General features: G+C 67.7%; 23 protein-coding genes. 13 read left to right on the top strand and 10 right to left on the bottom strand.

Going from position 1 to position 22675, the window contains the following annotated elements:
* Positions 1 to 142: 142 nt before the first annotated feature.
* Positions 143 to 1042, top strand: a complete 900-nt coding sequence (locus IPI67_07150) for a hypothetical protein (protein ID MBK7579969.1) — start codon at positions 143 to 145, stop codon at positions 1040 to 1042.
* Positions 1043 to 1064: 22 nt separating this feature from the next.
* Here the strand turns inward: IPI67_07150 and IPI67_07145 are convergent, their stop codons facing one another.
* Entirely contained in the window at positions 1065 to 1727 is a 663-nt protein-coding gene (locus IPI67_07145; protein MBK7579968.1) for a hypothetical protein, read from the bottom strand.
* A 438-nt stretch (positions 1728 to 2165) separates the two neighbouring features.
* Here IPI67_07145 and IPI67_07140 point away from each other — a divergent pair, with 438 nt between their 5' ends.
* Complete coding sequence (locus IPI67_07140) at positions 2166 to 2915, top strand: hypothetical protein (GenBank protein MBK7579967.1); 750 nt, start codon at positions 2166 to 2168, stop codon at positions 2913 to 2915.
* A 33-nt stretch (positions 2916 to 2948) separates the two neighbouring features.
* Here the strand turns inward: IPI67_07140 and IPI67_07135 are convergent, their stop codons facing one another.
* On the bottom strand, positions 2949 to 4178 hold the full coding sequence (locus tag IPI67_07135) for a hypothetical protein (GenBank protein ID MBK7579966.1): 1230 nt from the start codon (positions 4176 to 4178) through the stop codon (positions 2949 to 2951).
* Between the two features lie 67 nt (positions 4179 to 4245).
* On the bottom strand, positions 4246 to 5766 hold the full coding sequence (locus IPI67_07130; protein MBK7579965.1) for a L,D-transpeptidase: 1521 nt from the start codon (positions 5764 to 5766) through the stop codon (positions 4246 to 4248).
* Between IPI67_07130 and IPI67_07125 the strand changes: the two genes are divergently transcribed.
* The gene (locus IPI67_07125) at positions 5756 to 6127 is read left to right on the top strand and encodes a hypothetical protein (protein MBK7579964.1); all 372 of its coding nucleotides are present in this window, start codon (positions 5756 to 5758) and stop codon (positions 6125 to 6127) included. The genes IPI67_07130 and IPI67_07125 overlap by 11 nt on opposite strands.
* A gap of 110 nt (positions 6128 to 6237) precedes the next feature.
* On the opposite strand, the gene IPI67_07120 is transcribed toward IPI67_07125, so the two are convergent.
* Positions 6238 to 7614 carry a hypothetical protein gene (locus tag IPI67_07120; protein ID MBK7579963.1) on the bottom strand — a complete coding sequence of 459 codons (1377 nt, stop codon included), beginning with the start codon at positions 7612 to 7614 and terminating at the stop codon, positions 6238 to 6240.
* 238 nt (positions 7615 to 7852) lie between these two features.
* Between IPI67_07120 and IPI67_07115 the strand changes: the two genes are divergently transcribed.
* A complete protein-coding gene (locus IPI67_07115) occupies positions 7853 to 9352 on the top strand; it encodes an AMP-binding protein (protein ID MBK7579962.1) in 1500 nt (499 codons plus the stop codon).
* A 14-nt stretch (positions 9353 to 9366) separates the two neighbouring features.
* Here the strand turns inward: IPI67_07115 and IPI67_07110 are convergent, their stop codons facing one another.
* Positions 9367 to 10893 (bottom strand): serine/threonine protein kinase, encoded by a 1527-nt coding sequence (locus IPI67_07110; GenBank protein MBK7579961.1) that lies wholly within the window; start codon positions 10891 to 10893, stop codon positions 9367 to 9369.
* Between the two features lie 62 nt (positions 10894 to 10955).
* On the opposite strand from IPI67_07110, the gene IPI67_07105 reads away from it, so the two are divergent.
* From IPI67_07105 to IPI67_07085, 5 genes are all read left to right on the top strand, one after another.
* Complete coding sequence (locus tag IPI67_07105; protein MBK7579960.1) at positions 10956 to 11966, top strand: hypothetical protein; 1011 nt, start codon at positions 10956 to 10958, stop codon at positions 11964 to 11966.
* 210 nt (positions 11967 to 12176) lie between these two features.
* Positions 12177 to 13226 carry an amino acid dehydrogenase gene (locus IPI67_07100; protein ID MBK7579959.1) on the top strand — a complete coding sequence of 350 codons (1050 nt, stop codon included), beginning with the start codon at positions 12177 to 12179 and terminating at the stop codon, positions 13224 to 13226.
* Positions 13227 to 13302: 76 nt separating this feature from the next.
* A complete protein-coding gene (gene tatA / locus IPI67_07095; protein ID MBK7579958.1) occupies positions 13303 to 13626 on the top strand; it encodes a twin-arginine translocase TatA/TatE family subunit in 324 nt (107 codons plus the stop codon).
* Positions 13623 to 14468, top strand: a complete 846-nt coding sequence (locus IPI67_07090; protein MBK7579957.1) for an ABC transporter ATP-binding protein — start codon at positions 13623 to 13625, stop codon at positions 14466 to 14468. The genes tatA and IPI67_07090 overlap by 4 nt, the downstream gene beginning before the upstream one ends.
* Positions 14469 to 14471: 3 nt before the next feature.
* The gene (locus IPI67_07085) at positions 14472 to 15668 is read left to right on the top strand and encodes an ABC transporter permease (protein ID MBK7579956.1); all 1197 of its coding nucleotides are present in this window, start codon (positions 14472 to 14474) and stop codon (positions 15666 to 15668) included.
* Positions 15669 to 15677: 9 nt separating this feature from the next.
* On the opposite strand, the gene IPI67_07080 is transcribed toward IPI67_07085, so the two are convergent.
* Complete coding sequence (locus tag IPI67_07080; protein MBK7579955.1) at positions 15678 to 15872, bottom strand: hypothetical protein; 195 nt, start codon at positions 15870 to 15872, stop codon at positions 15678 to 15680.
* A gap of 201 nt (positions 15873 to 16073) precedes the next feature.
* Here IPI67_07080 and IPI67_07075 point away from each other — a divergent pair, with 201 nt between their 5' ends.
* Both IPI67_07075 and IPI67_07070 read left to right on the top strand, forming a co-directional pair.
* The gene (locus IPI67_07075; GenBank protein ID MBK7579954.1) at positions 16074 to 17129 is read left to right on the top strand and encodes a hypothetical protein; all 1056 of its coding nucleotides are present in this window, start codon (positions 16074 to 16076) and stop codon (positions 17127 to 17129) included.
* Positions 17130 to 17192: 63 nt separating this feature from the next.
* The gene (locus IPI67_07070) at positions 17193 to 17384 is read left to right on the top strand and encodes a hypothetical protein (GenBank protein MBK7579953.1); all 192 of its coding nucleotides are present in this window, start codon (positions 17193 to 17195) and stop codon (positions 17382 to 17384) included.
* 6 nt (positions 17385 to 17390) lie between these two features.
* Here the strand turns inward: IPI67_07070 and IPI67_07065 are convergent, their stop codons facing one another.
* Positions 17391 to 18422, bottom strand: a complete 1032-nt coding sequence (locus IPI67_07065) for a hypothetical protein (protein ID MBK7579952.1) — start codon at positions 18420 to 18422, stop codon at positions 17391 to 17393.
* 83 nt (positions 18423 to 18505) lie between these two features.
* Positions 18506 to 19738, bottom strand: coding sequence for a hypothetical protein (locus IPI67_07060; protein ID MBK7579951.1), 1233 nt, complete (start codon positions 19736 to 19738; stop codon positions 18506 to 18508).
* A gap of 138 nt (positions 19739 to 19876) precedes the next feature.
* Between IPI67_07060 and IPI67_07055 the strand changes: the two genes are divergently transcribed.
* Together IPI67_07055 and IPI67_07050 are read left to right on the top strand one after the other, a co-directional pair.
* Entirely contained in the window at positions 19877 to 20857 is a 981-nt protein-coding gene (locus tag IPI67_07055; GenBank protein ID MBK7579950.1) for an alpha/beta fold hydrolase, read from the top strand.
* Positions 20858 to 20889: 32 nt separating this feature from the next.
* A complete protein-coding gene (locus IPI67_07050) occupies positions 20890 to 21246 on the top strand; it encodes a PilZ domain-containing protein (GenBank protein MBK7579949.1) in 357 nt (118 codons plus the stop codon).
* Between the two features lie 2 nt (positions 21247 to 21248).
* Here IPI67_07050 and IPI67_07045 read toward each other — a convergent pair whose 3' ends face one another.
* Positions 21249 to 22199, bottom strand: coding sequence for a hypothetical protein (locus IPI67_07045; protein MBK7579948.1), 951 nt, complete (start codon positions 22197 to 22199; stop codon positions 21249 to 21251).
* A complete protein-coding gene (locus tag IPI67_07040; GenBank protein MBK7579947.1) occupies positions 22196 to 22633 on the bottom strand; it encodes a group 1 truncated hemoglobin in 438 nt (145 codons plus the stop codon). The genes IPI67_07045 and IPI67_07040 overlap by 4 nt, the downstream gene beginning before the upstream one ends.
* Positions 22634 to 22675: the final 42 nt, after the last annotated feature.

The raw sequence follows: 22675 nt of genomic DNA, 5'->3' as shown, positions 1-22675 counted from the left end.
TCGAAGCTCCAGGTTCGGGGGTCAGTGGCTCGCGCCGAGTCTCATCGACCCGAGCCCCATTGGTGACGCAGCCTATCATCGACTCGGCGCACCCGCACCTGTGCGACCTGACTCGGCGGGCGCTTCGCGCTAGTCATTGGGGGTGCAACGTCGATCGTTCCTCGGACTCTCGGGCGCAGCTGCAGGGAGCCTCGTGCTCCCGGCGCGCGCCGCGACGCCGGTGTCGGCGGATTTCACTCAGCACGATCTGACTCTCGACGCGGACCGACGCATCGCGCGGCGGGCGCTGGTGCTCGCGCCTGCGCACCTGCCGGCGGGCACGAAGTTGCCGGTTCTGGTGCTCCTGCACGGACTCGGCGAAACGGGCAACGAGCTGCTCGGCATTCACGCCTGGGGCGAGCGTTACGGCGCGGTTCGCGCGCATGAGCGGCTGCGCCGCCCACCCGTCGAGAAGTTGTACCCGAAAAATCCGTGGTTCTCGGACGCGGCCATCGAGAAGGTGAACGCTGCGCTGGCCGAGCGCTCCTACCGGGGGCTGGTGCTCGTGTGTCCGGTCACGCCGAACCCGCACAAGGTGGGCCCGGCGCCGAAGACGCTGGATCGGTATGCCGACTTCATCGAACAGACGCTGCTGCCCGCCGTGTACGCCAAGGTCCCGTGTCTGAAGGGGCCGGAGCACACCGGGCTCGACGGGTGTTCGCTGGGCGGTTACGTCGGTGTCGAGGTGTTTCTGCGCAAGCCGAAGCTGTTCGGGACGTTTGGTGGTGTGCAGGCCGCGTTCAATGTGCCCTCGGCGTTGCGTTACGCAAAGCGCATCGCGGAGCTCGTCAAGGAGGTTGGGCCGCGTTCGATCCGCGCGGGCACCTCGAGTGAGGATCCATATCGCAAGGCCAACGAAGCGTTCGCGAAGGAGCTGGGCAAGCTCGGTGTGAAGAGTGAGCTGTCGGTCCCCAAGGGGCCGCACAACCAACCGTGGTTGCGTGAGGTCGGTACGCTCGAGATGTTGCTCTGGCACGAGCGGCGGTTGAGTGGGGCGGCGTGAGCGCGGTCGGGGCGCCGCTGCTCTACCAGGTGCCCGTCATCACCGGGGCGTAGAAGCCGACACCGCGTCGCGAGGTCTGAAGCGGCAGTGAGCTCGCCTCGGGGCGAACGCCCTCGAGCGCCTTGATGTAGCGGTTGGCGCGGGACTCGGCGAAGTAGTCGAGGGTGAGCACGAGGGCGGCGTGTGCGCCGGCGACCACACCGATGCCTGCGAGCGTGGGTTTTTTCGCGGCAAATCCGTAGCTGGCCATGCCCGCGCCGACGGCGAGGATGCCGAGCTCGCTGTAGCGGTAGAGCACGAAGCGATCCGCGATGGCGTACATGCGTTTGCGCTCGTCGCGCAGGAACTTGGCGGGATCGGCGTCCAGATCACTCTTCAGCTCGTCGTGTTTTGGATCGAGCCCGAGGGAGTACGTGGTGGCGAACAGCATCTCGACGGCGCCGAACGCGAGGGCGGTGTAGCCCGCGCCACGGGAGAAGGCGGTGCCGCGCGTGAGCAGATACGAGCCCGTTCCCGCGGAGACCACACCCAGCCCGAAGAACACGTAGGCTTCGTTCTGCTCACCGGTGAACCAGTCGTCCATGGCGCCGGCCGCGGCGCTCGACTGCGCGTGAGCGCCGCGCCCGCAGGCCAGCGTCAGCACGAACGCCGCGCCAAACGCGAGATTTGACGGCCACCCTCTCATTGACGCGACGAGCCTAGCATGACGGGAGCTGGCGATTGCGCTGGAACCTGTGGCGGTGTGGCCGGGCGCGCTGGCTCCGGAACGCTGGATAACGCTGTGGCGGCTACCCTTCGCATCCGTCGCATGAGCCTCCTACCAGCTCCCCCGCCAGCGCCACGATGACGCCGAAGGCGCCGATCCTCGCTCCACAAATTGCTTGTCATGCTTAGTATCTGGGAGACGACGCGCTCCCCAATGCCGCGCCCAAGCTGGACCCCGGTTACCTCGCAGTATGACGACGCTGTGCCGCCCGATCGTGAGGAGGCCTGTTTCGACGGGCAAGCGCGGGTCCGACTCGCTCGCCAACATGGCATCCGTGCGCCGACGGCGCTGCAAGTTGGCGCAGGGGGAAACCGACCCGCGGGGAGATCACCACCTGGTTCCGCGTATGCTCCCGACATGCCGCTCCGCCCAGCTCATCGGTTCGTCCCGATCCTCGCGCTCGCTCTCGCCGGCGCTCTGGCAATGGCTTGCGGCAGTGACGGCGGCGGCGGTGGCGGCGGCACGGGAGGCGCAAACACCGGCGGCTCGTCGGCGATGGGCGGCCAGGGCGGTGCAAGCGGCGGAACCGGCGGCACGAGCGGCGCGGGGGGTGCGGCCGGCGGTGGGCTGGGCGGCGCGGCCGGCTTCGGCGGCGCGGCAGGCGGTGGTGCCGCAGGCAGCGGAGGCGTAGGCGGTAGCGGAAGTGGCGGCGCCCCGCCAATGTGCAGCACCTCGGCAGAGTGCAAGGACGCCGACGTGTCGTATCCCGGTAGCACCGAGCCCGCCACTTCGTCCCCGACGGATTGTGTCGGCGGGCAGTGTGGTCTCGTCACCAACTACAGCGGCGCTTACAAGACTCCCAAGACGCCGCGCTCGTGCACGGACATCTGCGCCGCCTCGACCTACGATGGCAAACCCATGGCGTGTGCAGCCTCCTGCCAGACGAAGGTCTCGAACGGCTTCGGTGACAAGAGCCTGGTGCACGACGCCGGTGCCGACGCGGGCGCGGGCTCCGTCGCGGGCCTCGTGAGGTACCAGTTCAGCCCCATCTCCGGCGCCTACAAATTCCAAGAAGTGAGCTGCTCCGAGACGCCCAAGAGCAAGCTCATCATCGGCTCGAACTCGTACACCTACGTCGGTCACCAGTGCTGCTGTGTCGCGCCGTGATGGTCGCGAAGGCGCGCCGCTCCCGGCTGAAGCTCACGCCAGCGCCGCGTTGACCGCCGCACACCAACGATCGAGCTCCGAGGCGGTCGCTTCGAGCCGCACCATTGGTGCCTTCACCCGCTTGGTCCAGCCGTCAACGCCAAGAATGTGAACCAGGTGCTGATCCGGCGTCGGATCGCCGGCTCTTGCCCGCAATGTCGCCAGTTCGACTGCTGCGCGAGCGAAAGCTTCCGTCTCCTTGGTTTCGTTGCCCCGCACCGCCGTGAGCTCCGCGACCAGCTGCTCGAACAACGCGGCAACCTCTCCGTCCAGCTGCTTCTTGCTGAGCTTCTTCGGTTGCGACGCCTCCGCATCCCGCACAGCGTCCGCGAACGGATGCGCGAACGGCTCCCAGGCCTGCACCAGCTGCCCCATGAGCCAGCGCGGTTCGGCCGGCAGTCGAGCGAGCGCGCGCGCGTGCGGCGCGACGCCCGTCGCCCAGGTGTCTTGCGGGCTCGTGACGTACAGCACCCACGGCAAGGCGATGCGCGCCCGCGCCAAGCTCTCACTCGCGTGCACCACCAGCTGCTTGCTCTCGGCTTCATCCGCGACGTCCGGCTCCGCGTCACCAAGCAGGAAGTCGACCGCACGGGTGAACGGCGTGATGCAGGTCACCTGTCGGCGTCGCGCACGGATCGCGGCGATCGCCGCCTCAATGACCGACGGCGTGGCGCGCAGCAGCACCCAGCCATACGCGCCGAGCACGCCAATGGCGCGCTGGTTTGGATTGGTGAACCCCCAGGGATCGTCATTGGAGCTCGCGATGACCCGCGCGACCTCGGCCGCAACGACGTCGGTGCCCAGGAACGCTTCGAGGAGCCAGAGCGCGTCGGCGTGCTGAAACACGTAGGGGCGCGTGGTGGCGAAGGTCGACGTGACGAACTCGGTCAGGCTCTTCGTGGTCGGTTCGGTCGCGACCGACAGCGCGCGTTTCATCTCCGCATCCGGCCCGAACGGTTTCACTCCCGAAACGAACGCGTGCAGCCAGCGCGCCGCGACCTCCGTCGGCCACTCGGGCGAGCCCTGTGGATCGATGTGTCGAAAGGTCTTCAGTGCCTCCTTCTCCGCGCGCGCGCCGCTGGCGCCCTGTGGGTTCAGCACTCGATAGTGCGGCCAAGCGCGGGCAATGCGCTCGGAGGCGTCTGCGTTGCGACCGAGGCTGCGGCCGTGGATGGCCAGACCCCGAGCGTTGCGCGCGGCGAGATCGAGATGGGCAGGCAGCACGGGGCCGAGCATAGCGGTTCGGAGCGGTGTGGGTAGCGCAGTCCGCGCGCGCGCACAGATTGAACCGTCAGCTCTCCACCACCACCAACGTCCCGCCGCCCATGCCCTGACCTTGCACCGTGTCCCAGCCGGCGGGCAGTGGGGGCTCGACCCAGTCGAAGACCCGCTTGGCGTCGAGGGGCGAGACGTTGATGCAGCCGCCGCTCTTCCTCTGACCGAAGTCTTCGTGCCAGTACGTCGCGTGAATCGCGAACGGGCGCTTGAAGTAGATCGTCCACGGCACGTCGGCGATCCAGAAGGCGCTCCGGCCGCTGCCCATGCTCGAATAGTGGTGTTTGCTCTCGATGTAGAACCTGCCGAATGGCGTCGGGTTGAGCTTGCCGGGTGAGATCAGCGTGCTGAAGATCGGGCGCGCTCCCTCGTACAGGGTCAATGTGCCGAGGCTCACTCGTACGTGGATCCACTTGCCGCGGCTCTTTTCCGCGCCGCGCGGCATCGGATGCACCTCGACCCGCGTCGCGTCACCGTCTTCGATGAACAGCCCAGGCTCACGGGTCTCGAGGAATCGTCGCTTCTTGCTGACCTCCTCGCGGCCCGTCAGCGCGACGTGAGTCTTCGGCTGCCAGCTCTCGCCGGCCGGTTCGAAACCATCGGTACCTCTCCGCCACTTGGGGCGCTCGCGCTTGCGGATCCAGGCGATCGGCAGCTCCACCGCCGAGCCGAGCTCGACGCCGTGGAACTCCGAGACTCGAAAGCGTTTGAGCCCGCGCGCGGGGACCACGCTGAGATCGGTGGAGAGCACCCAGGTCTCGCCGAAGGCCTCGAACGCACGCGTGAACGCGAGCATGTTCCCCGCCGGGAAGTTTCGGAGGAACGTTCCCTCCGGCTCACCGCGGGGCCCCGGCGCCTTGCCGCCGTCCTTCAAGAAATCCGGCATGGGTCCGTTGGGCAGGATGGGTGACAGCTCGGCCAGCTCGTCGTGACCGGCTTCGGCGCCGGACATGCGCGGCCGCTCTCGCGCGCCGAGCTTCCAGCGCATCTTCTCGGCGGGCACGGGCCGGCTGAACATGGGTGTGCCCACGCTCAACGCATATTGGTACGGCATGACGCCGGGTGCGGGCTCCGTCCAGAGGCTGGCTTGCAGGAAGGGCGACTGCATGTCGAAGGTCGCGCGCGGTCCCACGCACACGTAGCCGCGCTCGACCCGAACGAAGCGCGCGCACTTGCCTCCGCCGCGCACCGGCGCGGGATCGAGCAGCGCGACGCTCCCACCCACACGAATGCTGCCGAGTGGCAGGGTGCCCGAGTGCGGCCTGGGTTGGATCCACGTGCCGTAACCCAACGAACCCACCCCGCTGCCTGGCGCACGCAGCCCTCCTCGCGGGTAGCCGTCTCCGAAATAGTCTGCGGCGTCGAGCTGGCGTGGCGCGTCCGTCGATTCTGCCCGCTCAATCCGTGGTGCTAGCGCGCCGCTTGCCGTGGCTCGAGCAGGCGTCGGGTTCACCGCCGCAGGTGATGGTTTCGCCGCGTCGTGACTCGCCGCACAGGCAACGGCAAAGACCGCCCCGGCGAATCCCATGCAACGCATGCTGCGAATTGTCTCGCGCTCGGCGCAGGTGATCCAGAAAGACGCTTTGAAACCGCCGCAATCCTGGGAAACAATGGACAGCATGCCCGACGCCAAGCCCTGCGTTTGCGCGAACCACGGCGCCTTTTTGCAGCACGGCTTGGTGCAGGACAGCCCAGAGCTCGCCGCGACACTCGAACTGCTGCCGCCGTCTTCGGCCGCGAACCGCTTCGAGTGCCGGCACTGTGGCCAGCGCTGGGAGGAGCACCCTACGAGTTTCCATCACGCCGACGTCTCGGCGCTGATGAAGGTGAGCGAGTGGTCCGAGCGGACCTACGATCCGCATCGGGATGTGCCCGGCGCTCCGCTGCGGAAGGCGTAGCAGCTCGGTTGCGGAGGGGGACGGCAGTCGCTCGTCAACGCGCCATTCCCAGGAACAGCGCCCGCGCCGGTCGGCCCGCCGCCGGGCCAGCTCATGCGGGCGACTTCCCTTCACCCCCGACCGCGCCGCGCGAACCACCAAACCCCGAACACTCCCAGCAACCCCAGCGCGCCGCTGCCGCGCCCACTGCTGCCCGGTAACCGACAGCCGCAGCCCGAGTCCTCCGCCGCCGGCGAGGTTCCGCCGCTCGAACCCGCCCCGCCGTCGAGCTTGCCGCCGTCGATCAACGAGTTGCCCACGGTGAACGTGCCCAGCGCCGTCCAACCGAGGCGCGGTTCGGGTGTGCCGCTGCCGCCCTTCGCGTCCACGAACACCTGGTGGTTGCCGGAAAACTTGCTGGCATCGAAGCTGAGAGCCCAGGACACCAGGAGCTCATTCCCTTGCGCGCTCACACTCGTCGTCGCGCAGTCGAGGGAGCCGTAGCTGGAAGTGAGCACCTGGCTCGCTCCGGGCGCACAACTCTCGGCGCTGCCGTCGAGCCGCAGCTGCCCCGCCTCGTAGCTCACACTCACGGCCGGCGCGCCACCCTTCACCTCGTCCCCTACCCACAGCTGCACGACGCGCAGAGCACTCGCCCCCTCACAGCTCGAATACGTGACGCTGAGCTTCGCCTGCGTGCCAGAGCCGTTTGTCGGAGAGAGCGCGCCCGCCGTCAGGCACGCGCCGCCAGCGTCGGTTCCGGCGTCCGTCGGGACGCCGCCGTCCGTCGGGCTCGGGCCCCCGTCGTCCCACAGCTTCAGGTTGCGGTAGGTCGCGTTCTTCACCCCGGACTTGTAGCGCTTCACCGTGCCCAGGAAGATGTAGCGCATGGCCAAGATGTTCGGCGCCGCCGGATAGATCTGATCGAGCACCGTGACGCCATCGCGAAACAGCCAAGCGTGGCTCGTGTCCCAACCGATCTCGTACGAATAGAACTTGGTCTCGTCCCACACCAGCGGGTCACTCATCGGCTCGCCGGGCTCGTCGGAGCCGCCCGTGTGCACGAGCAACTTCATCTTGTTCGTGCGCTCGAGCCCGCCCGGGCCGCCGTTGCAGTAGTCCGTCTCCTCCATGGCCCAGGCCCACAAGAACTGCACACTCTCGTTGCCCGGGTCGTCGATGTTGCCGCTGCCGTTGTTGTCGACCGCCGCGAAGATCGCGCGGCAGTCGGGGAACCCTCCCGCACCGTGGTTCGTCCCGTTGACCCCGTTCATCTCGAACGTGAGCCGTCCCGCCGTGACGCTCGCGCCAAGATCGTAGATGATCTGTGATTCGAAGCTGTCACGCGTCCAGCCTCCCGCGCCAAAGCTGCCACCATTGACGGTCTGACCGCTGCTCTTGGCTTGAGTGAGCGGGTCGTCGAGCACGAGCGTCGGCGCAGCCAAGGCCGGTCCGGTCGCGGTGAGGAGCAGGGTGAGCAGCGAGAGTGAGCCGAACTTCACGCGCATCGGCACAGGGGACAGGCTCGGGCGGGGCGGAGTCAAGCGCCGGCGCACCGAGTGGATTTTGCGCGGCGTCTGCGCCGATCGCGGAGTGCGTGACGCGCCGACTCATGCTCGCCCAACGCCAGGATCAGCGCCCCGACGTTCACTGACGTCCAGTCCCTGAACTGTGACGAGCGTCACCGACGCCATCTTCAATCAGTACAGCTGCGGCTGAGCTCTGGGTCGTGCTACGAGCCCTGGCATGTCCGGCCCGCTGGTACAGCGTCTCTTCGAGCTCGCACGTGAGCGTGAACCCCACCTTGCGATCATCGATGACCGGGAGCGGGTGACGTTCGGACTGCTCGGCGCGCGTGTGACCCGCGTCGCAAACCAGCTGCGCGCGCGCGGGCTCGGGGGCAAACGGGTGGCCCTGCTCGTCACTCAGGGGTCCCGCTGGCTCGAGGCATTTCTCGGCATCATCGCTGCGGACGCCACCGCGGTACCGCTCAGCCACCTGCACCCGGACGCCGAGCAGGCGTGGTTCGTCGAGGTGAGCCGTGCCGCTGCGCTGCTCGTGAGCGAAGAGACCGCCGCCCGTGTGGCGGGCTATCAGGGTGAGCTGCCGGTGCTGCACATCGAAGCGCTCCGCGACGGCGCAGACGGCGCCGGCGACGGGGTGCGCCACGAGGTCGACGCGGCCGTCATCCTCTACACCAGTGGAACGACGGGCAAACCCAAGGGTGCGCTCATCTCGCAGGAAAACCTGGAGTCGACGGCGCGGCTCTTGGGCAGCGCTTGGCAGTGGTCGGCCGATGACGTGCTCCTGCACTGTCTGCCGCTCCACCACTTGCATGGCTTGGGCATTGCGCTCCTCACGTCGCTCCTGGGCGGCGGCACCACTCGCATGCTCGAGAAATTCGACGGCCCCCGACTGTGGGAGGAGCTCGCGCACGCCAGTGTGTTGATGGGCGTGCCGACCATGCACAAGAAGCTGCTCGACACCTTCGACGCGGCGGACTCCGTGACCCGGACTCGCTGGGCGGACAGCGCTCGCAACCTGCGTCTGGTCACCAGCGGCTCGGCGGCGCTGCCTGCCACGGTCGGCGAACGCTGGCGTGAGCTCACCGGCAACTACCCGCTCGAACGCTTCGGCATGACCGAGATCGGTGTGGGCAGCAGCAACCCGGTCGACGGCGAGCGGGTTCCCGGCAGTGCGGGACCGGCGCTGCCCGGCATGTTGCTGCGCATCGTCAGGGACGATGGCAGCGACGCACCTCGAGGTGAATCCGGTGAAATCTGGCTGAAGGGCCCGAGTGTGTTCCTTGGATACGACGACAACGTCGCGGCGACCCGCGAGGCATTCTCCGACGGCTGGTTTCGCAGCGGAGACACCGCCACATTTCTCGAGGCCGAGTACGTCAAGATCCTGGGTCGGACCTCGGTCGACATCCTGAAGAGCGGCGGATACAAACTGTCCGCGCTCGAGATCGAAGAAGTGCTGCGCGAGCACGACGCGGTCGCCGACGTGGCGGTCGTCGGCTTGCCCGACGAGACCTGGGGTGAGATCGCCGTGGCGGCGGTCATCGCGCGGGAGGGCCGCGCCGCCGAGCTGGCCGGCGAGACGCTGCGCGACTTCGCCAAGGCGCGGATCGCGTCGTACAAGGTTCCAAAGCGTGTGATCGTGCTCGACGACTTTCCCCGCAACCCAGTCGGCAAGGTCGTGAAGCCGGAGCTACTGAAGCGGCTCACCAAGCTCGGCTGAGCTCGCTCGAAGGCTCAGAGCCCCGAGCTCGTCACGCCGTGATGAACCGGATCCGGTTTTGTTCCGGGCTTCAGTTTGGTCTCGGCGGGTTTGGTCTCGGCGGGTTTGGTCTCGGCGGGTTTCGTCCCCGGCTTGATCTTGGTCGCCACGCCCGCTTGTTTCGGCGGCGGCGCAGGCGCCACGGGCGCGGAGGCGATCACCGATGCAGCGGGTGTCTCGCTCGACACCACGGGCGCCACGTCGGGTTCGCGCGGTCCGCTCGGCGCCGTGAGCAAACCCGCACCCGGATCGAGACCCACGCTGGGCGCGCTCGCTCCGGGCTCTGCGAGCGCGGGCTCACCGTTCGAGCTCGCTCGGGTTGCGAAGAAGACCCCGCCGCCGGCCACCAGGACCAAGGCGATCACCCCTGCGATTGCCGGCAGCGGCGAGCGCGTTCCGGGAATTCGTGACAGCGGCGCCGCTTCCAGCGCAGCCGCGGGCAGGATCGCGGGCTCCCGCTGCTCACTCTGCGCGGCCACCGCCGGAGTCGGTTCGACGCCTCCGATCTGCGACGGCACCTCGAGCGCAGCCGTCGTGGTCGTGCCCTCCTGCACGGTGGCGCCCGTGTCCTCGCCGACCAGCGCGAAGAACTGTTCGGCGCCGTCCCGCGTCGAGAGCATGGGAACATGCCCAAGCGCGGACAGCGAGGCCTCGAGCGCGGTGGCAACGGCGCCAGCGTTTTCGAAGCGCTGGTTACGGTCGCGCGCCAACGCGCGCCGGACCACCGCAGCCACGTCGGGTGGCACCGCAGGCAGCACCCGGGAGAGCTCCGGGCGCTCGCCCTGAATGATCTCGACCAGCAAGAGCCCGTACGTGTCGGCCGTGAACGGGGGTCTGCCCACCAGACACTCCCACAGCATGACCCCGAGGGCGTGTACGTCACTGCGGGCGTCGATGGTCCGGTCCCCTGCTGCCTGCTCCGGGCTCATGTAGAGCGGCGACCCGAGCACGGCGCCGGTGCGGGTCATGGCCGTGATGTGTTTCCCCGCGTCGTCGACCAACACCTTGCTGATCCCGAAGTCGAGCACCTTGGCCACCACAGCCCCGGAGCCGCTCCGATGCAGGTAGACGTTCGAGGGCTTGAGATCGCGGTGGATGATGCCCTTCTGGTGGGCGAGGGCCAGCCCCCGGCTCACTTCACCCATGATCTCGAGGCTGACTCCCAACGGGAGCGCGTGCGCACGTTGGATTGCCTCATCGAGGCCCATGCCATCGAGGACCTCCATCACCAGATACGGCGCGTCCCCGAGACTCGCCTCGGTGCCGGCGTCGAAGATCTCGACGATGCTCGGATGGCGGAGCTTGCCCGCGACCTTTGCTTCCTGGAAAAAGCGATTGAGCTGGTCAGCGGTGTGGGGCCGGTCGGCGACCTGATGCAGGAACTTGATGGCGAAGTCGCGCTCCGTCACCTCGTTCTTGGCAAGCCACACGCTGCCCATGCCGCCTTCGCCCAGGCGGCGTAGGATCCGGTACTTGCCAGCGACGAGGGCCCCGACCTTCAACAGACCGCCAATCTAGCGCAGAAACGCGGCCGTGGTTCCGGTAAGCTCCCGGCCAGGCTCCCATGCGCAAATTCCCCGCAGCGTTTCTCGTGCTCGGCCTCCTGGTCGTGCGGCCCGGTTCCGTCGGGGCGCAGTCCGCCTCGGAGATCGCCGCGGCAAAACAGTGGTTCACCGAAGGCCTGGCACTCGAGGAGAAATCCGACTTCGCAGCCGCGCTGGAGCGCTTCCGCCGGGCGGCCGAGGTGAAGAGGACGCCGGCCATCACGTTTCACGTCGGGCTTTGTGAAATGAAGACCGGTGCGTTGGTGGAAGCCGTGGTCAGCCTGGAGCGCACCGTCGAGAGCGCCAAGGCCGAAGGCAACACGCAGGTCGAGACGGCCGCGGCGAACGAGCTGTCGGCCCTGCGGGCGCGACTTCCGATGTTGGAGATCAGCATCAAGGGGGCGGCCAAGCCCACCACACTCAGCCTCGATGGCAATTCACTCTCGGTCGTCGCTCTCGATGCGCCGATCCCCGTGAACCCGGGTCAGCACAAACTCGTCGCCGAGTTCGCAACGGGCCCGCTCGAAAAGAGCTTCAGCGCCAGCGAAGGGAAACGTGCGCGGGTGGAGCTGACCGCACCGGGGTCGCCCGCGGAAGCGACTCGTCCGCCCGTTCCGCCCGCAACTCCCGCGGCACCGGCGCCGAGCCCGGCGCCAGACAAGGATGCAACGAACGACGCCGGCGGCGCGTCCGTCGTGCCCTGGCTCTTCATTGGCGGCGGAGTCCTGGCGACCGCCGGAGGGTTCTACATGTGGAAGCTGCGCGGGGACCTGATCGACGACCTCGACGCGATCTGTCCGGCGCAGACGGAGTGCCCCGCGGACCGCGCGGACGACGTCGACAGCAAGGAGAAGAAGGGGAAGACCTACACCACGCTCGGCGTCGCCTTCTGGGGGGTGGGAGTGGCGGCGCTGGCGACCGGCGGTTACCTGCTGCTGTCTGCCCCGACCAAAGAGCGGCCCACCGCGCTCCGTGTCGCGCCCGCGCTCGGGCCCCACGTGGCGGGAGCCCTGATCAACGGCCGATTCTGAGCCTGCGTCGCTCGTTCTTCCGCCAACGCTGCCTGCAACCCGGCGCGGTCGCGGCAGCGCCGTCAGCCGCCGATTTCGCGAAAATCTAGCGCCCTCGGCGGCTCCCGCGGGAAGCCGCGGAGCAGGTCGGAAATCATGCTCGAGCCCCGGGGTCGTCTTGCTAGGCTGCGCGCCCCCCCCCGACCTTTTTCGAGAAGGAGACCGCCACCCATGGGCGTATTCGACCTGCTGTCTCAACACGGCTTCGGCGAGCTGCACCTCAAGCGAGATGCCGCCACCGGCATGAACGCGATCATCGCGGTACACGACACCCGGCTCGGCCCGTCACTCGGTGGCTGTCGATTCATTCACTACGACGACGAACAGGCCGCGATCATCGACGCACTCCGGCTCGCGCGTGGCATGACGTACAAGGCGGCGATCACGGGGCTGCCGCTCGGCGGCGGCAAGAGTGTGATCATCAAGCCCAGGACGGACTTCAATCGAGGCGCGCTGTTCCAGGCGTTCGGCAAGTTCGTGAACGAGCTCTCGGGTCACTACATCACCGCCGAAGACAGCGGGACCAGCCTCGAGGACATGGAGGTCATCCGCACGGTCACCAAACACGTGACGGGGGTAGCTCCGAAGAACGGCGGTTCGGGTGATCCGAGCCCGTTCACCGCGCTCGGTGTGCGCCGAGGCATCGAAGCCGCGGTGAAGTTCGTGATGAAACGCGACGACATCAGCGGCCTCTCCGTGGCGGTGCAGGGTGTCGGCCATGTCGGCTACCACTTGTGCAAAGAGCTGCACGGTCTCGGGGCCAAGCTGACCGTCGCCGACGTCGATCCGCTCAAGAGTGAGCGCGCGGAGCGGGAGTTCGGCGCGGCGATCGTGCCGCTCGACGCCCTGTTCGGCTCCGAGTGCGACGTGCTGGCCCCGTGCGCCCTGGGCAGCGCCCTGAACGACACGACGATCCCCAAGCTGCGCTGCAAGATCGTGGCGGGCGCCGCCAACAACCAGCTTGCCGAGCCACGCCACGGCGACGATCTGATGCAGCGGGGCATCCTCTACGCGCCGGACTACGCCATCAACGCCGGCGGGTTGATCAACGTCGCAACCGAGCTCGAGGGTTACGATGCGGCGAAGAGCCGGGCCCGCGTCACCAAGATCTTCGACACCATCTACGAGATCGCCGAGCGCGCCGAGAGCGCGATGAAACCCACACACATCATCGCCGACATGATGGCCGAGGAACGCCTGGGCAGGGTCAGCGCGGGCTGACCCGAGCGTCGGGCGGCTTTCGGGGCAGCTCCTCTTGGCAGGGCGGCCCCCCGCTGCTACACGAAGGCAGCTCTTCATGGGATCTTTCAGCCTCGTCCACTGGGTGGTCGTGATCGTCATCCTGCTCTTGGTCTTCGGGCCAAAGCGGCTGTCCGAGGTCGGCAAGGGCCTCGGTCAGGGCATCCGCAACTTCAAGAAGGGCGTCGAGGGCAACGAGGGTGACGAGGACGGCGACGCAGACAGCGGCGACGCGAAATCCAAGCGCCTGAAGGCCAGCGACGAGCGTCCGCGGAAGAAGCTGAAGGCGAAGCGTCGTGTCGTCGAGGAAGACGACGAGGACGACGAGGCGGACGACGAGGAAGAAGAAGCTCGTCCGCGCAAAAAGTCCAAGCGGGCGTGACGGCGCTCAGGCTCGAGCAGCTCACGGTTCGCTACGGCGATTTCGTCGCCGTCGACGCGCTCGACCTCGAGGTTCTTCAGGGTGAGCTGTTCGGTCTGCTCGGCCCGAACGGCGCGGGCAAGAGCACGACCCTGCGGGTGCTCACCGGCCAACTGCGGCCGAGCAGCGGGCGGGTGTTTGCCCTCGGGCATGACCTCGAGCGTGACCTTGCCAGTGTCAAGCCGCGGCTCGGCTACGTGCCGGATCGCGACAACCACTTCGAAGAGCTCAGCGCGCGGCAGAACCTGGAGCTGTTCGCGGATCTGTACGGTGTCCCTCGTCGTCGCGTCGACGAGGTGCTCTCGAGCGTCGAGCTGGGCGACGCCGCTGACCTGGCGGTGCGCGGGTTTTCTCAGGGCATGCGCAAGAAGTTGCTGATCGCGCGCGCTCTTCTGCACGAGCCGACGCTCATCTACCTGGATGAACCGACGACCAACCTGGACGTTCACTCCGCGCGGCTGGTGAGGAGGCTCTTGCAAGAGCTGTCCGCCAGCGGCAAGACGGTGCTGCTCACGACTCACGACATGGCGGAGGTCGACGAGATCTGCACGCGAATGGCGGTCATTTCCCGCGGTCGTTGTATCGCGCAAGGCACACCCGCGGAGCTGAAACAGGCGTACACCGAGCACAGGGTCGACGCCGTGCTCGGCGACGGACAGAAGCGGAGCTTCGACTTCGGCAATGCTGCGGCTCGCGCCGAGCTGGCCGAGCTGATCCGCGCCGGTCGAGTGGTCGAATTGCGCAGCCAGGCTCAAGATCTCGAGGCGGCCTTCATCGACATCGTGGCCCGAGGGGGAGCCTGAGACGTGCGCGTCATCGTGCTCCGCGCGCTGCTGCTCAAGGAGCTGAGGCGGGTCGCAGCCCACCGCGGCAGTGTGGGCATGGTGCTGCTGATCGTGGTGACCGCAGTGCTGATGTCATTCGCCGGAGCCCGGGCACTCTCGGGAGTGATGCCAGGAGGTCAGGCGTCGCGCTGCGTGATCGATGTCTGGCACGAGAACGCTTGGGTCGCGCATCTGCGCTCGCATGTCCCGCGCGGGCTGCGCGACCGCATCAGCTTCCGCTCGCTTCAGAACCGACCCGGCTTCATCCGTTATCCCATCGGCTCGGTCGGCATTCAGCTCCGGCCCGACGAAAATAGCGGTGGCTACAAGCTCTGGACCTGGCATCCATCGGGGGATCCCGCGGCGGCCGCGTGGTGTGAGTCCTTCGTGTGGCGTGAGTCACGCCGGTTCTTTCTGACCGCCTCCGATCTCGACGCGACGACGCGAGCCCTCGTCGAACGCGAGGTCGACGGGATCGACGGGACCGACGACGCCTGGGCGCTCCGGGAGTCGCATGCGCGATTTCGCGAACGAGTCGATCCGACCGGAACCCGGGTGCCGCGCTTCGATGTGGAGCGCTCGCCTTTCCGCACAATCAGCGGAGCCGGCGCACGCGAGGCGGTTGCCATGGGCCTGGTGCTGTTGTCGCTGTTCTTCGTCGGCATCTTCCTGCTTCCGAGCATGACCTCCGAAGAGCGTGAGCGCGGCGTGGCGTCGGCCATCGCACTCTCACCAGCCAGACCGAGTGAGATCGTGCTCGCACGGCTCGGCTTCTATTTCGTGTTTGCGTTCGGGCTGGCCACGCTCGTTGGCGGCATCGCGGTGCCGTCGGCCTGGGTTCGCCCCTTCTTCTGGGCAGTGGTCGCGGTGATCGCCCTCGGCTCCGTCGCCATCGGGTTCACGCTGGCCTCAGTGTCCAAGACCCAACGCGGTGCGAGTCTCGCCGCGCTCTGCTACCTGTTCGCGACCGGCGTGCTGATGGTCACTGCGAAGGACAACGCGCTCGAGCCCGTGACCTGGTTCTTGCTCGAACGACACGGTCCGACGCTGTTGCTCGTCGCGTTCTCCGGCGTGACCGGCACCGGTCCCTGGCTGGAGCTCGGTTTCACCGGCCTCCTCTCGCTCGGCTGGGTAGCGCTGGCGAGCTTCGTCTATCGGCGGTTCGGCTGGAGAGCGTAGGCAGTCAGCTCAGTGACCGCGGGTCGCGACGCCGTACACGATGCAGCTGATGAGCGGGATGAGCAGCCAGATCAGGGGGCCCCACGGCGAGAGTAGCTTCTCGCTGGGCTCGGCCTGCGTGGCCTTCTTCTTCTTGGGCTTCGACTCCGCGCTCTCGCTGTCTCGGCTGCGACCCGAGCGTCGCTTCTTATCGCTGTCAGACATGCTCCAACTCCGGTTGCCTCGGAGCTCCGTTGGGTGATGGCGATCCCGAAAGGGTGGGGACCCCGAATGAGAGGCACGCCGTAGCATGGCTCCCTCGGCACGGGCAGGGTTTGGGGAAATACGCGCGGAAATCCCCGGACTCGCCCGGGCTCCAGCGGGCCCCGGGGTGCCGCTAACCCCGTCGTCGTGTAGCTTTCCGGCGTGATCCAGCGGGCCGCCAAACGCCTCCTCGGAGGTGCCGCTGCTGCGGTCGATCGCGCCGCGACGCTCGCCGCGACCGCCGGCAGGAAGAGCACACGAGGGAAGAGCCGGGCGGAGTCCCTCGGTCATCGCGAGCGGATGGAGGCCCTCGGCGCCATCACGAAGCTCTACCCGCACGATCACCCGGAGTACTTCCGCGACCCGCGCAGCATCACACCTGCAGAGCGGGTCGTGCGCTGGAGCGCGGGCGGGCATCGAGTCGTCGATCTGTCGTGGCCGAGCGACTATCAGCCCTTCGATGCGAGCATGCTGGAGCGCTTCGCGCGGCACGCCGAAAATCGGGTGGCGGCTGCCCGCGGGTTCTTTGGCCCCGAGCCGCGTCCGGTCGCGCTCTTGATCCACGGTTACATGGCGGGCCAATACGATCTGGAGCAGCGAGTCTGGCCCATCGAGTGGCTCGATCGCATCGGTGTCGACGCGGTGCTCCCGGTGTTGCCGTTCCACGCGGTGCGCGGCTCGGCGCGCCGCCTGGGTCAACCGCCGCCATTCCCGGGCAGCGATCCACGGCTCTCGAATGAGGGGTTTCGTCAGGCGATGGGCGATCTGCGGGACCTGGTGGCTTGGCTCCTCGAGCGCGGGCATCCCTCGGTCGGCGTAATGGGGATGAGCCTGGGTGGTTACACGACGTCACTGCTGGCGACGGTCGAGGCGCAGCTTGCGTTTGCCGTTCCCATCATCCCCCTGGCGTCACTGGCAGATTTCGCTCGTGATCAGGGCCGCCTCGGCTCCTCGCCTCACGAGACCGAGCTCGAGCACCGCGCGCTGGATGACGCACATCGTGTGGTGAGTCCGCTTGCACGCCCGCCCCTGGTGGCGCGGGAGCGTATGTTGGTCGTTGCCGCCCGGGCCGATCGCATCACCCCGTGGCCCACGCCCGCCGCATCGCGCATCACTTCGGTGCGCCGATGGAGAGCTGGCACGGCGGGCACCTCTTGCAGTTCGGCAGGGCCGAGAAGTTTCGGCGCATCGGGCGTTTGCTCGACGAGCTCGGGGTGACGAACCGGCGCGCTTGACTCGTTGACTGCTCGTCGCTCACCCTCCGGAGCATGCGAGGTTGGTGTGTGCCCAGCCCCGGCGTTGCGAGCCAAGTACGACGCGGACGACGCGGCTGGGCGCAAACAGATGCCCGCGCTGCATGGCGGTGACGTCATCGGTAGTGCGTGCGGCGCCGAGACCTTGGTGACCGTCCGCGACAGCGGGAGCTTCATGGATCCGCGCTCCGAGACCGACTGGTGGCAGGGCCACCCGTGAGGCGGCTCAGCGCCGGCGGCGGCGGGCGCTGAGCAGGGCGAAAGCAGCGGCGAGGAGGCCGAGCGTCGCTGGGCTGTCGGGGCCCTGGCCCTGCGTCGAACAGCCGCCAGAGCTGTCACTGGCGCTGGATGATGGTGCCGTGGCGTCTTCCCAGGGCGGGGCCTCATCGGTGCCATCCGCCTTGCCAGCGCAGTAGAGCTTGATGTGGGTGCACCACTCGGTCGGCGACGACGTATCGACGGCCGACGTCATCTGCGTGGGTTCCAGGCTGCCCTCGCCGCCCGCGCAGACGTCCTTTGCCGGCGCGGCAGGGTCGATGGCGATGGTCGTCACGAACTGATCGAGAAGTGCCGGCACCACCACCGCGTTGTTCCAGCGCCGGTCGACACCGTCCCAGTCCGGTGCGCCCTTCAAGAAGTCGCAGACCCCGCCGCGCGGCGGCCAGTATCCGGGGTTCTGATTGTTGTTCGGCGGGTCGTTGTCAGGCTGAGGAGGCTCGAGCACCTTGATGTTCTGCTTGAAGGTCTGGAACGCGAGGCTCGTCTGTTCCTTTGCGCAGGCCAGCGCCGCGTCCTGCACGTCCGGGCTCAGCGTGGTATCGAGGCACGAGTCGGACAGCGAGAACCAAGCGTGTTCGTTGTTCGGCATGCCGCTGTGCGCGCAGTTGTCTTGCAACGTGTGGAGCGCACGGCCGAGTGCCACGGCCAGGGCCGGGTCGTACTGAGTCTGGGTCGCCGCGAGCGTCCGGAGTTCCTGAGCCAGGCCCTGAATGCGCAGCATCGTCCCGTTGGCGGCCTGACACTTGGACTCACCGACCTCCGGTTGCGCGTGTGCGGAGAGATCCTCCCACTCGTAGTGGTCGACGTTGTACGCGGCAGCGCCCACCTGATCACAGAACTCGGTCGGGAGCTTCTGGGCGCGGCACGCGCTGTCGCTGAGGCTGCGGTGTTTGCTCTGGGACAGCGCCCTGGCGGAGGGAGCAGCAAAGACCAGCGCGAGGCCGGCGAACAGCAGTGAGCTCTTGATCACGGCGTCCATGTTGGGCCGCGAAGTTTAGCACGCGGGCCAGTGCCAGCGCCGTGCGCAGAATGGGCGCAGCTGCCGCCGCATGTTGTCGGCCCTCACTCGAACAGAACTTCGAGCGGAATCGCCTCGCCCTCGCTCATCGTGCCGATCCCCAGCTGCCCGCGGTCGTTTGCGCCCCAGCAATACAGACGCCCGCTCACGCCGAGCGCGCAGGTGTGATCCCAACCGGCGGCGAGCTCCAGCGCCGGCTCCGGTAGCGAGACCGGGAGCGCTTTGGCGCTCTTTTGGAGCTGTGCGCCCACTCCGAGCTGACCTCGGGAATTCTGCCCGAAACACCGCACGGCTCCCGCGGCGTCCAGCGCGCAGCTGTGCTGAAACCCGAGCGCAAGCTGGGTGACGCCCGTCAGCGGCAGCATCACTGGCGTCGTCAGCGTCGTGTCCGGCTCGGTGTCGACCCCGAGCTGGCCGTCGGCTCCCCACCCCCAACACCAGAGCGCGCCGTCTTCGGTGACCGCACACACGTGGTTCACTCCCGACGCAGCGAAGAGCACCGCGTCGAGTTTCACGTCGAGGGGCAGCGCAGAAGACTCGACCGCGACGCCGGCACCAAGCTCGTCACCGGTACCCCAGCACACGAGCTTTCCCGACGACTGGACTGCGCAGGTGTGATCCCAACCCGCGACGAGTGCCTTGGCTTCGACGCCGAGCACGAGCTCGGGCTGGAGTGAGTCCGTGAGTGAACTGAACCCCGCGCCCAGCTGTCCCGCGGAGTTGGTGCCCCAACAGTGGGTCTTGCCACTCTTGGCGAGCACGCACGTGAAACCGTTTCCCGTCCCGACGTCAACGACGTCGTCGAAGCCCTGGACGACGCGCGGTGAGTAGTCAGCCGGATCCTGTTCGAGTCCCGTGGCAGCGCCTTGCCCGAGCTCCCCTTCACCGTTGAAACCGAAACACTGCACGCGGTGGTCGTCGGTCACGACGCAGGTGTGGTGAGCGCTGGCGTCACCGCGCACGACATTGGTGAGACCGGGCACCCGCGTCGGGCGTGTGCGTTCGTCGCCGAGCTTGCCGTGGCCCGCGGTGCCGACACCGAGCTGCCCTTGGTAGTTCTCACCCCAGCACCAGAGCGCGTGCTCGGCATCCACCCGACACGAATGCTGACTTCCGAAGATGAGGGAGCGCTGCGGGGCTGGGTGCAGCTCCGTGGGTGCGCGGTCGGGGCTCGGGGCAACGGTCGTCGGGGTCGCGGGAGGGCCGCTGTCCTCGGAAGCTCGTCCCCCACACCCCGCTGCTCCAATCACCAGCACGATCAATCCTCGGGTCATCATGACCCCGGAGTTTGCACAGCCGGTGCCACCCGATTTCGCGGGAGTTTTCCGTACATTTTCCGGTCCAGGAGCTAGAGTTGCCACCGGGTTACCGGCCCAGAGCTTGCGCGGGAACGTGTCACGATGTATCACAATGTGATGCCGATGCACGTCGACCCGACTGGGATGCTGGGCGTAGCGAGGACAACGAACGTGGGGGGCACGTCGATCGCCTGGGGTGAGCTGGGCTCGGGTCCACCGCTGCTCATGCTGCACGGGCTTGGTGACTCGCATCGCACCTGGCGACGTGTCGTGCCCCTGCTCGCCGCAAGGCATCGGGTCCTCATGCCGGATCTGCCGGGCCACGGACTGTCGGGTCGCCCCGACGCCCCGTACACACTGGCCTGGTACGCCCGCACCCTCGACGGATTCCTGGACTCCCTCGGAGTCGAGCGGGTGCGGGTCGTTGGGCACTCGTTTGGCGGGGGCATTGCGCAGTGGCTGCTCCTGGAAAACTCCCCGCGCATCGAGCGGCTGGTGCTCGTTGCCTCGGGAGGTCTGGGGCGCGAAGTGGGCGTGGGCATGCGGCTGGCTGCTTTCCCGGTGCTCGGGCCGTTGATCGCACCGGTGGCCATGAACCTCGGGACGCGCGCGATGATGAACTTCGCGGCGGGCGAGATGGGCAACCCGGAGCCCGAGGAGATCGACCGCCTCGCCTGGATGAACTCCGCACCCGGCAGCGCCCGGGCCTTCACCCGCACGGTGTCCGGTTGTGTGGACGTATTCGGTCAGTACCTCGCGACCTGGGATCGCATCCACGAGGTGCCTCGCCTGCCACCGCTCGCCCTGCACTGGGGCACGCACGACCCGATCATCCCGCTCCACCATGGCATTCGTGCTCGGCAATGCCTCGAGGGTGCGGAGCTCCTGACTTACCCGGGGGTCGGGCATTTCCCGCATCTGGACCGCGCCACAGCCTTTGCGGCCGAGGTCGGGCGTTTCTTCGACGAGCGCACCGAGCCCCCACGCCCGGTGCTGCTTCAGGTGCCCGCCTCCCTCGAGCGGCGAGGCGCCGTCGTGCGTTTCTTGGTTCGCGTGGGTGGCGCGCTCCGCCGAGCGCTGAGACGGACCGCGGCTTGAGCACCGCGAGTGTGTTAGTTTCGCCGCCAGCCATGACCGACGAACGTCGCATTGCCCAACGACACTCCGCTTACATTGGCGCCGAGATTGACACCGGCGAAGGGCCAGTCAAAGCCGCCATCACGCATGACGGGAGCGCGACGGGACTTCTGCTCTTGACCCGCGCGTCGCTCGAGGTCGGTCAGGCCGTGAAGCTTGCGGTCTTCCTGATGGAAGGGGGCGCACATTCGGTGTCGGGCAAGGTGGTGCGACGTGACGCGCTGACCGCGGACGAGAACACCCTCTGGCGCAGCAAGGTCGCGGTGGCGCTGGACGAAGAGAGCCCCGAGCTTGCGTCAGCCTTCACTGAGCTGGCGGCGCAGCAGGCGAAGATCTACGGCAAGGACTGAGCTCACTCGTCCGTCCCGATCTTCTTCGATTTCGACCTCGAGCGTCTCTTCTCGCGTTTTGTGTCATCGGAGTCCGAAGCCGGCGCGGCCGCGGGTGCCGTGAGCGTGTCGTTGCTGGCCCGAGCACACTTCGGGCTCTCGAGCACCACGGTGACGCCATCGTTGCTGGGCGCGAGTTTGTTCCACAGCCGGGTCATGCCCGTGCCGCCGGTGAACACGTCGACGTGTTTCCCTTTCACGCGCAGCCCGCGGTCCTGAGCCAGGAAACAGCCGTCGTGCAGCCCCGACGACTCCGCGTCCCGGGGCATGCCGTCGAGCTCCGGGATGTAGATGGTCGTGCCGAGTGGGATGACGTCGCTGTCGACGGCGACCGTGAAGAGCGGCGTGATGGGCGCGCCCGTGGCCCCGCGACCGTAGGGGAACTGCTTCGGGTCCAGGGCATCGAAGCAGATCTTCTGGTTGGTCTTGCTGCACACCGCCGCGCACTCGCAGTCGCGCTTGGCAAAACTCACCGTCTGACCTCCCGTCAGGGTTCCGCTGCCTTGCACGCAGACCGCCTCGTAGAAGCCCTTGGGCACTTCCTTGATCGTCTCGCACTTGGCGTTCTTCAGCGCGACGGACGGCCCCCTGTGATCGGCTTCGCTCGGGAAGTCGTAGTAGGTGTTGCGGAACTTGCCGAGGACCTTGCCCTCGAGCTTGCCGCCCAGCTGGCGCACGGCGCGCAGCGGCTCGTCACTCAGGTTCTTTCCACTTTTTTCCGAGTCGTCGCCCGTCAGGATCTCCGTGCCGCGAGGGCTCGTCGCAGGGCTCTTCGGGTTCGAACCCTTGCCCCCCGCGCCGGTGGACGGCGGCGGAAACTCTTCGTCGGGCAGCGGTTGCGCCATCCAGTTGGAGCCGGCGGTGGTGCAGGCGCTAGAGAGACAGATCCCCGCGAGCAGCATGGCTCTCTTCATGACGTTTCCTTCTTTTCGAGTCCCAGAGAAGCGTAGTGCTCGCGCACGCGTTCGGCGGCGACACCGGGGTGGCACTCGCCGTCCGTGTCGCGCGTGACCAGCGGGCGCAGTCGTTCGGTGTGAGTGATCCAATGCTCGATGATGTGAGCGGGCACCGCGTGCTCCTCGAGTGTGGTCTTCAGCAGTACGAGCCGGCGCATGAACTGCCCGCCCATGATCGGGTGTGGCGCGTGAGCCACGTCCAGAGGGCGTCCGGTGTAGGGGACGTCGGCACCCAAATGCCGAGCCGCGTGTTCGTATTCCCGCTGTTTGAGCCGAGCGCGGTCGACGTTCTTGAAGAAGAAGCCGATCATCACGTCGTCGGCGACTCGATCCACGAAACGATCGATGATGGCGCGCAGACGCGCCTCCCCCAGCTCTTCGTAAAGCTTCATCACGTCGCGGCGAAACGCTAGCACCCAGCTCGGCTCCTGCCC

The sequence above is a fragment of the Myxococcales bacterium genome (assembly GCA_016706225.1).
Taxonomy (GTDB): domain Bacteria; phylum Myxococcota_A; class Polyangia; order Polyangiales; family Polyangiaceae; genus JADJKB01.
This window is presented reverse-complemented; position numbering and strand designations above follow the sequence as displayed.

What these genes read in the sequence shown, in the direction of transcription:
- IPI67_07145 (MBK7579968.1), bottom strand. Translation starts at nt 1,727, where the DNA reads ATGAGAGGGTGGCCGTCAAATCTCGCGTTTGGCGCGGCGTTCGTGCTG.
- IPI67_07140 (MBK7579967.1), top strand. Translation starts at nt 2,166, where the DNA reads ATGCCGCTCCGCCCAGCTCATCGGTTCGTCCCGATCCTCGCGCTCGCT.
- IPI67_07125 (MBK7579964.1), top strand. Translation starts at nt 5,756, where the DNA reads ATGCAACGCATGCTGCGAATTGTCTCGCGCTCGGCGCAGGTGATCCAG.
- IPI67_07130 (MBK7579965.1), bottom strand. Translation starts at nt 5,766, where the DNA reads ATGCGTTGCATGGGATTCGCCGGGGCGGTCTTTGCCGTTGCCTGTGCG.
- IPI67_07120 (MBK7579963.1), bottom strand. Translation starts at nt 7,614, where the DNA reads ATGCGCGTGAAGTTCGGCTCACTCTCGCTGCTCACCCTGCTCCTCACC.
- IPI67_07115 (MBK7579962.1), top strand. Translation starts at nt 7,853, where the DNA reads ATGTCCGGCCCGCTGGTACAGCGTCTCTTCGAGCTCGCACGTGAGCGT.
- IPI67_07105 (MBK7579960.1), top strand. Translation starts at nt 10,956, where the DNA reads ATGCGCAAATTCCCCGCAGCGTTTCTCGTGCTCGGCCTCCTGGTCGTG.
- IPI67_07100 (MBK7579959.1), top strand. Translation starts at nt 12,177, where the DNA reads ATGGGCGTATTCGACCTGCTGTCTCAACACGGCTTCGGCGAGCTGCAC.
- tatA (MBK7579958.1), top strand. Translation starts at nt 13,303, where the DNA reads ATGGGATCTTTCAGCCTCGTCCACTGGGTGGTCGTGATCGTCATCCTG.
- IPI67_07080 (MBK7579955.1), bottom strand. Translation starts at nt 15,872, where the DNA reads ATGTCTGACAGCGATAAGAAGCGACGCTCGGGTCGCAGCCGAGACAGC.
- IPI67_07065 (MBK7579952.1), bottom strand. Translation starts at nt 18,422, where the DNA reads ATGGACGCCGTGATCAAGAGCTCACTGCTGTTCGCCGGCCTCGCGCTG.
- IPI67_07060 (MBK7579951.1), bottom strand. Translation starts at nt 19,738, where the DNA reads ATGATGACCCGAGGATTGATCGTGCTGGTGATTGGAGCAGCGGGGTGT.
- IPI67_07055 (MBK7579950.1), top strand. Translation starts at nt 19,877, where the DNA reads ATGCCGATGCACGTCGACCCGACTGGGATGCTGGGCGTAGCGAGGACA.
- IPI67_07050 (MBK7579949.1), top strand. Translation starts at nt 20,890, where the DNA reads ATGACCGACGAACGTCGCATTGCCCAACGACACTCCGCTTACATTGGC.
- IPI67_07045 (MBK7579948.1), bottom strand. Translation starts at nt 22,199, where the DNA reads ATGAAGAGAGCCATGCTGCTCGCGGGGATCTGTCTCTCTAGCGCCTGC.
- IPI67_07040 (MBK7579947.1), bottom strand. Translation starts at nt 22,633, where the DNA reads ATGAAGCTTTACGAAGAGCTGGGGGAGGCGCGTCTGCGCGCCATCATC.